The sequence below is a fragment of the Anaerobiospirillum sp. NML120448 genome, from assembly GCF_023050945.1.
GTDB lineage: Bacteria > Pseudomonadota > Gammaproteobacteria > Enterobacterales > Succinivibrionaceae > Anaerobiospirillum.
The window spans coordinates 25716-38390 of sequence record NZ_JALKIM010000031.1; the positions used below are offsets into that span (position 1 = coordinate 25716).

Below are 12675 nucleotides of genomic sequence, written 5' to 3' on the forward strand. Positions count from 1 at the left end.
TTAATTTGGTAGCTCCCTGGTGCTTGCTCTGCTTTCTTATACCTGGCAAGGAGGGCCAAGGCCTTGGGGCAGCTTTGCTGTCCCAAGACTAAACCATCCTCCAAGATTTACAGGAGTATGGCTACCTTAGTCAAACTCGAAGGAGTAGACGAGGTCTACGGCTTTGTCGATGGAGGAGACAAATTCGGCATAGAGGTTACGCACCAGCTCGTAGCGCACCTTAAATTCACCTACAGTAGAGAAGACACCATAGCCATAGGACAGTCTCAGTCGCCTATTGATATAGCCTTGTACTTCTACTTGCATTTCATCGCCACTGCCTTGAGTACCTAATTGCACATCTTGTACACCAAAGGAGCCTACAATGGACTGAGCAATACCTGATAAGCCAGATACACCCAAGCCTAAGAGCATGTTGGAGTTATTTGAGTCTTGGTTAATAGCATTCTTATCCAAGCCGTGACCATAGAGAATATATGAGAGGATCTCATTTTCTGACATGGTTGGCTTAGAGAAGAGCTTAATTTCAGGGCTTTGTGCTGTGCCTAATACTCGAGCACCTACCATAACATCACTTTCAATATAGTCACGATCGGCTACGACCTCAATATTGAGGTTTGGATTAGTAATGTCATCGTAGAAAATTACACGTGCCTGCTCAAAGTTAAACTTGCGGCCATAAATATCAGCATCACCATCAACTACATTAATTTCACCTGTAGCACGAGGCATAACCTCCTTTTCTTTCTTGGTAATGTGAATACCACCAGCTAATCTACCCTTAACCATGCCCATAGCCTTAAATTGGACATCTTTGCCAAAGCCTACATTGACATCCATAGTGCTCTTAAAGTTACTTGGAGCTTTGCTCATTAGTGCTTGAGTACCAGTAGCAGGTACTACAATTTCATCTGAGCTTACCGATACACCACTTGAGCCTACGGCACCAACACTAATAGCGGCCTTTGGAATATTAATATTGCCCTTAATATCTAACACTTCACCTAGGGTTACTTGAGTATCAATATCAGCACGAGCAATACCATAACCTACTAAGAAAATAGGTAAGGACTTAGCTTTGGCAAAAATATTACCATTAGCCCCCTCTGACCAATCAAGGTTACCACCTAAATCAAGTTTGCCACCATTGAGCACAATAGAGCCATCTAATTCACCTTGCTGTCCTAGTAGTTTGAGCTTAATATCAAAGTCATTAACCTGACCTACATCATAGCGAGGTACAGCTGAGCCCTTGGAGGAAATTAAACCTGTAATGAGAGGCTTGCTTAAATCACCACCTAATTGCGCATCAACATTAGTAAAGCCCTTAAGCTCACTAAAGCTTTGGCCAATATTAGAGATAGTTTGTAAATCAAATTGGTCAATCTTAAAGTAACCTGAGAGTAAGCCCCTACCCATAGGATCTTTAATATCTACCACACTATCAATATTACCCCTACCATCACGCAAATTAATATCTAAGACATTATGCATGAGACTCTTAGTAAGGTGAGAGTTAAAGGTAAAGTGGTCATATACAAAACCAGCACCTACAGTGCTAAAGACCACACCCTTATCACTTTGGACAGCAAGCTTAATATCAGGATCACCATTTTTAACCAAAATATTGGCATCGACATTAAGTGGTACCTGCATCTTAATGCTATCTGGTATAAAGTCCTTTAAGGAGTTTAAATTAAACTCTTGCAAGCTGACATGACTCTTAACATTGCCCGAAGAGAAAGTAGTATGGGCTACCTTTAAATTACCCACTTCGCCTTTAAGGTCAATAGGCGTAATTTCACCTTCCATCTTGCCATAATCAACATGTACATACACTGGATTTAACAAGGACAATGAGCCTGCTGATTCAGTATTAAGATAAATTTCTAATAAATTAGAGTTGTAAATCTTATTAACAAAATCAAGGCTGCCATCTAAATTAATATAAGCAGCGGCCAATCCTGAGCAGTTAGCTGAAATATTGTGACGCAGTGCGGTACCTGAGACATCAATAAAACATTGTCGTGAGGCGGCCAAGCTCTTAGACCAACGTATTCTATCGGCCAGAGCAGTAAAGTTAATAGCACGGGTTTGCATATTAAAAGCAGAGTTAAACACTAACTTTCTAATACGCATATCACCTGTTTTAATTAAAGGTGAAGAACCAGAGAGCTCAAAGTTAAGATCTGATAAATTACCTGTGCTAGAGACATAGGCTGATACTGAGCCCTCTACACTTGGAACCAAGGTAGAGAGATCTTTTAAGTCGATAATAAGATTTAAGTCAGCACCACGACCAGTAACTTGACCCTCAGCTAAGATGACATTATCAGCTTGAGTAAACTTAATAAGCTCTACTCTAAAGCCCTGATGTATATCACCTACTACATCACTAATATCAAGCTTAGCCTTATAGCCATTAATAAAGAGATCTCCCTTAATATGACGAATATTAGTCATAATCTCAGGTAAATCTTCACTAAAGATAGTCTTTAAGAAATTATCTTTATTAGCCTTAACGCAATTTTCCTTGTCCGCACCGTTGGCAAGTGCTGCGCATTTTTCATAATCACCACTTTCATTAACAAAGCGTACTGCATCTAAGTACTCTTGTTGTGAGATGAGCATGTCATATGGGCCATCAGGCACACCATCTGATAGCAAGTTAGGCTTTAAAATTGGACGCACTGAGGCTAGCGCTTGTCCTGAATTGACCGCTGCTAAAGCCTTGGAGCTTGGAACATGGAAGGTCGATTCTACTAAGTTAGCACCTGAGAGCAATTGTTCCTCAGCAGTATCTGCCGCAGCTGCTACCAGAGGATCAATGGCGCTCTTATTGGCATCTACCTGCTCACCACTAGTATTAGCCTTGCTCTTATCTTGATTCTTAGCTAAGCGAGCAGCAGAACTTAATAAGGTAGTTTGACCCTTAGTAAAGCCACCACTCTTTACTTGAGATAATAAGCGCTGCTCAATAGTATCAGCATCAAAGTCCTCGACCATTACTGAGGTCTTAGGGATACGCTTTTCTAAATATACAGGCTCACTAGCAATGGATACGGCACTTTTAGCTAATTCTTTTTGGTTTAAAATGGCAACAAAATCACCATCTAAATTAAGCTCACCTTTTAGCATAGGAGATAAGAAGCCAGCATCCTTTACCTTAGCAAGGATCTTGGCATCAGCACCTATGACCTTACCATAGAAAAAGTCACCCACTACCGAAGCTTGCATAGGCTCATTCATATAGGAGCCTTTTACCTCAAACTTGTCTACATGGCTTTTTTCATAAGAAATTTGAGCTCTGAGAGTTGAAACTACATCTTTAAAATCAAAACCTGAGATATTAGCGTCTAAAGAGACATTAACACCATCGATTAAATTACCGCTAGTTTGTAAATCAATAGCCTTAGCATTAACCAATGGCTTACCAAAAATAGGATAGGTGATATTTCTCGTTTCTAATTTAACGCTAATAGGCAAAGCTCCCGAGAGCACATTAGCATGCACATCTAAATTAGAAGTGCCTCCTAAATTTAAAGTACTCTTAAGCTTTAAATCAGTTAAATCACCAGAAACCTTAAAGTCACCACTAAGACCATAGAGTAAACCTTGCATAAAGTCATGAGTAGCATCATTCTTATAGCCCTCTCCCTCTAGTACAAAGTTCAGATCAAAGTACTCATTAAAATCTAGATCACCTACGGCAAATAAATTACCAAACTCATGGTCTAAAGTAATATCAAAAATCTTTAAATTGGTACCATACCAAGAAGCATTAATCACAATATCAGCTTGCTTAGTATCAAAGCCCTCTTGATAGTAGCGAACTTTCTTGGCAACAAAATTATCCACCTCAATATTAAAAGGCAAAATAATCTTAGGCAAAGTAGCAATTAAGCCATTACCTGAGCCAAATTCTTTAACTAAAACTTTGGGATGCTCACCCGAGGTGATCTTAGCTGCCACATCCTGAGATTTTTGTGACTGAGCCACCTTAGCCTGATTAGCCACAGCCGAGGCAGTAGCCCTAGTAATACCATCCACACTAGTAGCACCACTAAGCCCATCATTGTTCACCTCATAGCTTGGAACTGGTGTAGTAGTTGTAGTAGCAGCAGCAGCAGCACCAGTGGCAGTGGCAGCGGCAGCGGCAGCCGATGTAGCAGCCGTAGCAGTAACATTATGAGCTGTCGTGGCTGTAGCTGTTTGAGATCCTTGAGTAGCGCTAGCAGCTGCTGTGGTACTATCTTTAACCTCAGATTGGGATGAGGCCACTTGGTTATGGTTAGGCTGACTCTCTGCCATAGCGCCATTATGGGCTGCACCACTAGTTAAGTGGTAGCCCTCTGCCATTAAGTAGGCATTACCTGCTTTATCCAATGCTAGATAATTGGCCAAATCTGGATCGTTATAATCGACCTTGTTGAGCAAAGTGCTCTCAAAGTCGTCAGAATTTTTCTTATTAACCTTAGACTTATAATCAAGCTGACTTACATAGGGATCAGCAATAGATGGTCTGACATTGATTAAAGTAGGCACAGGCATTCGATTTAACAAGGCAGACTCAAGAGCATCGGCAAAAAGCTCTATGTCAGAGTACACCATGCCTGGCTGTACTAAAGATAAAGAATCATGTACTACACGAGTAGACCCAGGTGCGCTCTTATGATGGGTATCATAGTATTGAGTACCTTCTTTTAAAGAGCTAAAGAGTTCTTGTTCTGTTTTGGCAGCTTGCTCTTGGTTATGTCTATCTAAAAGCACCACCTCTACAGACTCACCACGTTGTGCTGCTTGCACTAAAGCATCAACGGAAGCACCAACATCATCAAGCTTTACCATTTGGCCATCAAGCACAATAGCAAGGCTCTTATCAGTTTGAGCAGCTGCAAGGGCTTGCTCCTCTTGAGAGGCTACATCAGATAAATTCTTTAAATGGACATTAATAGTATCAACTTTGGTATTTTTAGTACCTACATTATCCTTGCGTGCCCATAACTGAGATTGCAAATCATCCACTTGCACATCCACAATTTGGCTACGGAAGTTAAAATCACTGACGTGGAAATTATCAATAGCAATTTCTACAGGGAAAGAAAGTCTAAAAGGCGGCTCATTAGGGTCTTTTGGTGGATCAACTTTATTAGGATCGGTAACGAAAAGTTGATCATACAAAGACACACCAAGATTTGTGGCCTCTAAGGTTTGCACTGCAAATAGGCCATCGGTTAATTGCCATAAATCATAGTCTAGGGTCAGACTATCGGCATTAATAGCGACAATATCCTTGATATCAACCAGGGTTTCACCTAATTGCAAGCCCTCCAGTACCGAGCCTGACTTAATAGTAGTATCAATAAAAATAAAATCAGGAATGAAATTATTAGCCAGCTCCAAGCCCTGGCGAGCACCACTTAAGGTACCTAAGAAATAATATAAAACGCCACCTAGTACTACCAAGAGACTTAAAAACAGCACTACTAAGCTACGGAAAATACGATAGCATAAGGAGCGACGTGGCTTTACTCCATTGAGCTTGTCATAGCTGTCATTTTGCCCATGATCATGCTCAGGATGCTTATTGACAGCTCCTGTTAGGTTGGCTGCTACTGAGGTAGCTTTACTTTGTTCTTTATCTTGTTGTGCCATGATTAGAACTCTGGGCCAAAGGCAAAATGTAAATGGTATTGGTTTTCGTGCTCTTCTTGAATACCTGCTGCTATATCAACTCGGACAATGCCATAAGGAGATAAGAAGCGATAGCCAATACCTGGACCATATAAAATCTCATTTTCTCTATCGTATTCATCGGTGGCCAAACCTGCATCTAAGAATAAAGCCAAACGTGAACTAGAGACACCAAAAGGAAATTGAAACTCAGCTGTACCAGTGGTTAAGTATCTTGCACCTTTTAATCCTGTACCGTAAGGTTGCATAGGGGCACGATCACGATAACCAAAGCCACGAATAGAGTTATCGCCACCTGCAAAATATCTCAAACTTGGTGGCACATTGGTTGAATCAGGGCCAAAGGTAGCACCTTGGTTGACCTTAAATAAAAATCTCGTATTCTCACTAGGAGAAATCACACCCTTATAAGAAATATTAGCTTGGACAAAGCTATGATCGGTAACAGCACGAGAACCACCTAATACCTCTAAGGATAAGGAATAGCCTCTACTAGGATCAAAGCCACCTGAGCTTTCACGACGTGATAACTTCAAAGCAGGAATTAAATTTAAAGCATAACCATCTTCACTGCCCTGACTGTAATCTTCATACTCTAAGCGTAATGCATAATCACGTCGCCACACGCCTGTCTCATTAGCCACATAGTGTAGAGCCAATTGAGAGCGATCTGATAAGGTGTCATTTAAGTCCACATGCATTTGTGACGCATTGATAGTGTAATAATCTAAATTAGGATTATTACGTGGAATTTTATAAATGAATTGCGCCTCTTGAGTAACCTTAGTTAAGGTAGTCAAAGAGCTAAAAGAGTCACCTCGATCGTTTAATAAAGGCTTATTCCACTCCATTAAGACACGAGGGCCTTCGTCAGTAGAAAAGCCAACACCCAAGCGAACATTATTATTAGGACGGCGGTCTAATCTTAACTCTAGTGGCACTTCATAATTTTGTGCTTGATCTAGCGCTGGTCGCACATCAACTGAGTTGTAATAACCAGTTTGATTTAAATAAGAGGTGAAATTATTAATATCTAAGGTTGAAAAATCATCGCCTTGATGGAATTTTTGTAATTTTTCTGATGGTATAAATAATTTAGCAGTAGCCTCATCCATAAGAAGCTTGCCAAATTTATAGCGCTTGCCTGAATCGTAGAGCAATTCAATATCGGCAGCATTTTGGTCTTGGTAAACCAAAATGCGAGATGAAGTAAACTTACCGTCGAAAAATCCCAAGGATAAAGCTGTCTGGTGAATATCTTTTTTTAGCTGCTCATAATAGCCATGGTTGAGCTTTTCGTAAGGATGTAATTTACTGCTGTCTAAAATATCTTGGAAAACCTGATACTCTAAACCCTCACCTAAAATCTCTACTGTACAGTTACGAATAAATAAAGGCTTGCCTTGATCAATATTGACTAAAACAGTACGAGCCTTGTCGTCATCCTTATTAGGCAAGGTAACTTTAATCTTAGGATGGTAATAACCATAAGCTCTTAGCGCTTTACGAGATACTTCCTCTATTTCACGAACATAAAAGAAAGCTCGCTTTTTAGAGATCACAGCCATAGAGTTTAAGTGAGCCTCAACATTAGCAAGTAATTCTCCACTAACGCCCTCAACCTTAAAATCAACAGGATCTTTAACTAAGACCTCATGCTCTGGCAAATCAGAGCTCGAGCAACCAGAAATAGCCCCAGCAGCACCAAGATAGGCTAAAGATAAGCAACAACTAACAGATATGGCCTTTAAGCATTGCTTAGATTGATTTACTACTTTGCTCTTAGCTGCTATTAATTTACCTAAAACAAGACTAGAGGATAACAAAGACTCATCAGGTGAGCTAAGTCTACCCAATCTCTTGTTTATAGTTAGTAATACGCCCTTGAGCATTATCTTTGTCCTATTAGAAAAAGAGTAAATTATCTACTAATCGCCCGCTCAGCAAACATCCTACCAAGCCCATCAAAGCAACCCCGCCTCGCAGCGCTCTGCCATGCTCTGCATAACAGCGCCCTGCCTTGCCCTACCTTGCCATGCCATGCCCTGCCCTGCCCTACCCTGCACAAGACAGAAAAGAACAGCACAGTAGCGCATTGCATAAAACGGCACTGCATGAAACGGCACCGCCAATCAAGGCCTAGCCAATGACCGCTAAGCACCAAAAAGCCCTAATAGCTACGCTAAGTAAAACTAAGCTTTAATCACAATTCTATGAAGCACACATCAATTACCCATAGAGTAATAACAGCAAGAGCATTTGTAGGCTATTTAAAAATTAAATACCCCAAATTAAGAGCCCCAGGCTAACTTTTAGCTAGCTTCAAGCAACAGTTACTTAATTAATAATCTAAGAGTAAATGCCCTATAAGGCATGTGAATGTACTTGGGTAAAGTACTACCTTAATATATTTAGGCAAAGAGCTTAATAAATGCCACAAGCGCTCTTATATCAGGTAAATATGAGGATAAGACTAGCTAAAGCTAAGCTTAAACCTTAAGTACTAGTGTTGTCAGTATTATTGTCTATTAAGCTCCTAGAAAATATTTCACTAGGAGCTCTATATCAATTAACAATTCTAGTTTTGTAGACGCTGAAGCTCACGACTGGCTAAAGTAGCAGCAGCATCATTAGGATAACTTTGAATTACCAATTGGTAATAGCGCACGGCCTTATCAGTATCACCTAAAAACTTGCTAATCATACCTAGCTTGTATAAAGAGTCAGGACGCTTTTGTGAGTCACTGTAACGAGCTACATTTAAGAAGCTTAAACGTGCCTGCTCATATGAAGCCTGTGAGTACTGTACTTGTCCTAACCAATACCAAGCATTTGGAGTAAGTGCATTATCTGGATAAGTATCTAAATAATTCTTAAAGGCAGTTTGTGCTCCCTGAAGATCATTTTGCTGCACTTTAGCATAGGCACTTTCATAAGCAGCCTTAGCCTTGGCATCTACACCCTTTAAGGTTACTGAACTACCTTGGGAGGAAGCAGCATTATTGTTATTAGTAGTAGGGCCTGCATTATGTGCAGCTAAGTTATCATTACCCATAGGGGTTACAGGGCCAGCCCCAGCACCACCCTTAGCACCAGTAGAGGCTGATGAAGCATTGTTATTAGCAGCTACATTACCCATTGGTAAAGACACAATGGTTGAGCCACTTGAACTACTTCCAGATGAAGTACTACCACCTTGACGGCTACTTAAATAGCGTAATTGCTCTAACTCACCACGTAAAGTAGCAATATCATTTTGAAGCTGATAAATCTGATTTTGTTGACTAGCTAAAGCTCGCTGTTGGGCTTCAATTTGTCTTTGCAAAGCTGCCTCATCAGCCCAAGCAGGAGCACTAACTAATAACATCACTGCACTAGCCAAGGAGCTCATTGATAACCAAGTTTTAACTTGCACTTGAAAAATCTCCTGTATTTGCCTCTGGCCGCACACTAAAATAAGTGCTCGCACCCCAACCTTAAATGACATTTAATTAGGCTCCTCATCATGCCAAAGCCCAATTAAATGCCATTGTCAAGCATGGTAATAGCCACCTCAAGCTAACTTTCACCCACCACCACTCATCAGCCCTATAAGCTCATCACTACACTATGCCCACAACCTTTACCAAGCCAAGCCAAGCCAAGCCAACTAACTCCATGTAACGCTCTTTAGCGCTAAACAAAGCAAAGCGTAGCTGTCCTTACAAACAAGCGCACACATAGTATTACTCTTAGCAACCAAGTCTTAAGACTTTACGTCCGTAAAATAAAACCAAACTGGCCTAGCCCCATTGCTATTTACAATAAGTTTGCGCTTTATCTTGTTTAAACAAGTATTCCTCACCTAAATAAAGGTGCTCAACATAGTGAGTTTTTAAAGCATGTTAGTGATAGTAAAGAGCTTTTTACAAATAGCTCTTTTAAACTGTTTTAGCTGCATGATGGAAAGTAAAATTTAGCCTTGATATGAAACTATTGGCCAAAATAATAGCTAAGACTACTTAAACAAAGCTACCTAGCCTTCTTAAGTTGATTCCTAGCCTCTATACATTCTACTAAAACAAACTTACTCTTTTGAGTAAGACCTTATATGCAACAAACGCTTATATCCTGCTGCCATCCATAATAAACAGATAAACAAGCAAAATATTGAGCCCAACACCTTTAATCATAAAGGCTACTTAAACCCAGTTCTCTATTTTAGCAAAATAAACACAGCTCTTGCTTAGCTTTTTATCTCATCCTCCATAATGACCAAAATTTCAATACCGCCACCAGCCATCCAAATCCCTCACTCAGCCCAACGCAGTTTGCCAAACCACTCCCCAATCATCCTTTCCACGTAGCAACCCCAAAAAGTAAAACATACTTTTGATAGGGATAGTGTCACAGTGTCACCACGTAAGCACATATATCAGCTGCCATGAAAATATTTTGCCCTAATTAGTCTGAACATAAACAAAGAAGCTGCCCTTTCCATTTCAAAGTAAGCCTAACCACCCTATCTAAACACCAGTAGAATGACCTATAACGAACAAATGCTACAACAACGCTATAGATTATTATCTAGCGTTTGTATCTATGTTTGCTCTTATAAGGCTAATTTACGCTATTTGCTAAAATATTTAAACTATTACAATCATATACCGTTAAGTGGTATGTAAGCACAAATTTCTGTTCATTCTTGTGAAAAACAGAAAAAGAAAGAGACTGTTAATAAGTACGTAACACAGTCAGCTAAAAGAATTTTTTGAGATTATAGAGGTATAGAGAAATGGCAGTTTACGTAAATACCAACGTATCTTCATTAAATGGCCGTCGCTATTTAAATAACGTTCAGAACCAGTTAACCACTACTTATCAGCGCTTAAGCTCTGGTATGCGTATTAACTCTGCCAAGGACGACGCAGCTGGCTTACAAATCGCAGATCGTTTAACCACCCAAATCAACGGCTTAAACCAAGGCAACCGCAACACCAATGACGGTATCGCTTTAGCCCAGACCATTGAAGGTGCTCTTGATGAGACCTCCTCAATGCTCCAAAAGATCCGTACCTTAGCCGTACAATCTGCAAACGGCACAAACACAGCTGATGATCGTAAGGCTCTTGATACTGAAGCAAAATCTCTTCAAGCTGAAATTACCCGTATTGCTCAGCAAACTAAGTTTGGTGGCAAGACCGTTCTTAATGGTGCAACCTCTGCTGATACAATTTATGGTGCACAAAATGGTACTGGCTCTGCTGCTGGCAAGCTTACCCTACAAGTTGGCGCTAATAAAGGTGATGAAATTTCTTTTGATGTAGGCAAATTTACTTTCAGCTTTGTTGCATCTGTTGCAGCAGGTAAGAATGCTAATGCTGGCTTCTCAAATGGCAAAATTGTATTAGGTACTGCCTCTGCTGCTAAGGCAGCTATCGAGCTTATGGACAAGATGATTGCTGTAGTAGATTCACAGCGCTCTGGCTTGGGTGCCATCCAAAATCGACTCGAGTCCTCTATCCGCAATCAGTCTAACGTTGCAGCTAACCAGTCTGATGCACGTAGCCGTATTCGCGATGCTGACTTTGCTGAGGAGTCTGCAAACTTAAGCCAGCAATCCATTATTCAGCAGGCTGCTACCTCTATGCTCATGCAGGCTAACAGCCGTCCACAATTAGCCCTCTCTATGCTTGGCTAATTACTAATTATCTGACTCTCAGATAACTTTATCCCTTAAGCAAAATTTATAGTCTTAAGGGATCATTTCACAAATTAAAAGGGTATATAGAGGTAATAAAAATGGCAGTTTATGTAAATACTAACGTTTCTTCATTAAATGGCCGTCGCTATTTAAATAACGTTCAGAACCAGTTAACCACTACTTATCAGCGCTTAAGCTCTGGTATGCGTATTAACTCTGCTAAGGACGACGCAGCTGGCTTACAAATCGCAGATCGTTTAACCACTCAAATCAACGGTTTAAATCAAGGTAACCGTAACACCAATGACGGTATCGCTTTAGCCCAGACCATTGAAGGTGCTCTTGATGAGACCTCCTCAATGCTCCAAAAGATTCGTACCTTAGCCGTACAATCAGCCAACGGTACCAACACCGCTGAGGATCGTAAGGCTTTAACAACCGAAGGTAATGCCTTAGTTGCTGAAATTACTCGTATTGCTCAGCAAACTAAGTTTGGCGGCAAGACTGTATTAAATGGTGCTACAGGTGCTGAAACTATTTATGGTTCACAAGTAGCTACTGCTGATAGAGGTAAAGGCGCTAAGCTCACTTTACAAGTTGGTGCTAATAAGGGTGATGAGATCTCCTTTGATGTGGCTGCATTCACCTTCAAAGATATTTTATCTGCTGTAAAAGGCACCCCAGGCGATGTAACCAAGGCTGCAACCAATACAGCTATTATTTTAAGCGCTGCCTCTTCTGCAAAAGCTGCAATCGCTTTAATGGACGCTATGATTGCTAAGGTAGATTCTCAGCGTTCAGGCTTAGGTGCCATCCAAAATCGACTTGAGTCCTCTATCCGCAACCAATCTAACGTTGCTGCTAACCAGTCCGATGCTCGTTCTCGTATTCGCGATGCTGACTTTGCTGAGGAGTCTGCAAACTTAAGCCAGCAGTCCATTATTCAACAGGCTGCTACTTCTATGTTAATGCAGGCTAACAGCCGTCCACAATTAGCCCTCTCTATGCTTGGCTAATTACTAATTATCTAATTTTTAGATAATAAATCCCTTAAGCCAAATATGTGGTCTTAAGGGATTCTTTACAGATTAAGAATAGTTCTTTTGACAAATAGAACGAGTATATAGAGGTAATAAAAATGGCAGTTTACGTAAATACTAACGTTTCTTCCTTAAATGATGGGGTATACTTGTCTTCATAGAAAAACATGGCGGGAGCAGCTTTTATGCTGCGACCGCCTATAATACAGGAGACATAGTATGCCGTCAAATACTAAATTCAATCGATCGAAATTGACT

The 12675-nt window shown here is 40.5% G+C and carries 5 protein-coding genes; 2 read left to right on the forward strand and 3 right to left on the reverse strand.

What is annotated here, in order from left to right:
- Positions 1 to 126 precede the first annotated feature (126 nt).
- The 3 genes from MXE38_RS06830 to ybgF all read right to left on the reverse strand — a co-directional run bounded on the left by MXE38_RS06830 (position 127) and on the right by ybgF (position 9109).
- Entirely contained in the window at positions 127 to 5655 is a 5529-nt protein-coding gene (locus tag MXE38_RS06830) for a translocation/assembly module TamB domain-containing protein (RefSeq protein WP_246913423.1), read from the reverse strand.
- 2 nt (positions 5656 to 5657) lie between these two features.
- Entirely contained in the window at positions 5658 to 7586 is a 1929-nt protein-coding gene (locus MXE38_RS06835; protein ID WP_246913425.1) for an autotransporter assembly complex family protein, read from the reverse strand.
- A 686-nt stretch (positions 7587 to 8272) separates the two neighbouring features.
- Positions 8273 to 9109: a tol-pal system protein YbgF gene (gene ybgF / locus MXE38_RS12520; RefSeq protein WP_246913427.1), complete on the reverse strand. Its 837-nt coding sequence runs from the start codon at positions 9107 to 9109 to the stop codon at positions 8273 to 8275.
- A 1359-nt stretch (positions 9110 to 10468) separates the two neighbouring features.
- Here ybgF and MXE38_RS06845 point away from each other — a divergent pair.
- Both MXE38_RS06845 and MXE38_RS06850 read left to right on the forward strand, forming a co-directional pair.
- Complete coding sequence (locus MXE38_RS06845) at positions 10469 to 11374, forward strand: flagellin (protein ID WP_246913429.1); 906 nt, start codon at positions 10469 to 10471, stop codon at positions 11372 to 11374.
- Between the two features lie 101 nt (positions 11375 to 11475).
- Positions 11476 to 12393 (forward strand): flagellin, encoded by a 918-nt coding sequence (locus MXE38_RS06850; protein WP_246913431.1) that lies wholly within the window; start codon positions 11476 to 11478, stop codon positions 12391 to 12393.
- Positions 12394 to 12675 lie beyond the last annotated feature (282 nt).

What these genes read in the sequence shown, in the direction of transcription:
- MXE38_RS06830 (WP_246913423.1), bottom strand. Translation starts at nt 5,655, where the DNA reads ATGGCACAACAAGATAAAGAACAAAGTAAAGCTACCTCAGTAGCAGCC.
- MXE38_RS06850 (WP_246913431.1), top strand. Translation starts at nt 11,476, where the DNA reads ATGGCAGTTTATGTAAATACTAACGTTTCTTCATTAAATGGCCGTCGC.
- MXE38_RS06845 (WP_246913429.1), top strand. Translation starts at nt 10,469, where the DNA reads ATGGCAGTTTACGTAAATACCAACGTATCTTCATTAAATGGCCGTCGC.
- MXE38_RS06835 (WP_246913425.1), bottom strand. Translation starts at nt 7,586, where the DNA reads ATGCTCAAGGGCGTATTACTAACTATAAACAAGAGATTGGGTAGACTT.